The 746-nt window shown below is 40.3% G+C and carries 2 protein-coding genes; both read right to left on the reverse strand.

What is annotated here, in order from left to right:
* The coding region (locus ABMA45_RS06970) for an MATE family efflux transporter (RefSeq protein ID WP_348030013.1) at nucleotides 1-549 on the reverse strand (549 nt) is incomplete at its 3' end.
* A gap of 12 nt (nucleotides 550-561) precedes the next feature.
* A partial coding sequence (locus tag ABMA45_RS06975) for a hypothetical protein (RefSeq protein ID WP_348030015.1) occupies nucleotides 562-746 on the reverse strand: 185 nt, incomplete at its 5' end.

The following is a 746-nucleotide window of genomic DNA, read 5'->3' on the forward strand; positions in this document are numbered from 1 at the left end:
GAGAGCGATATTCAGAATTGCTCCGATTGCGACGGATACCATAGACACTTTTGTAAATCCTTCAGCAGTTACAAATGAGTTCATTCCCAATGTTAGCTGCACAAACAATGTTCCAAGCGCATATATGTTCAAATAGGAAACAGCATATTCAATCGTATTTTCACTGGCTCCAAAAGCTAACAGTAAATTTTCTCCAAAGAGCAAAAGTACCGCTGTCAGAACGATTGAAACAATTACCTGTAAAAGAAAACATCCACCAAGCGTTTGCTCTGCACTGTCCATATCGCCTTTTCCCATCGAAATAGAAGCACGAGGAGCACCTCCTGAACTTACAAGTCCTGCAAATGCCGACACAATCATAATAATAGGCATGGTCACACCGACACCCGTCAGAGCAAGACTGCCTGCATCCGGTATATGGCCGATAAAAATCCTATCGACAATGTTATACAACATATTGATTAACTGTGCTATCACCGTAGGAATTGCCAACTTAAAAAGCAGTTTTCCAACGGGCTGCGTACCTAAAAAATCCTTGCTATTTTCCACTATAAACATCTCCTAACTGTTCGTATATTCCTTTATATTTCTGTTTACCTGTTCTGTAAACTGTTGCAGCTTTTCCATTTCTTCCTTTGAAAATCCTGCAAATACTATTTCACAAAATTTCTTCTGTGCCGCACGCCCGGCTGCAATAATATCTGTTGCTTTGCCAGCAACACTTAAGTGAATGGTTCTGTGATTTC

The sequence above is a fragment of the Eubacterium sp. CAG:156 genome, assembly GCF_000434315.1.
Taxonomy (GTDB): domain Bacteria; phylum Bacillota; class Clostridia; order Lachnospirales; family Lachnospiraceae; genus Eubacterium_U; species Eubacterium_U album.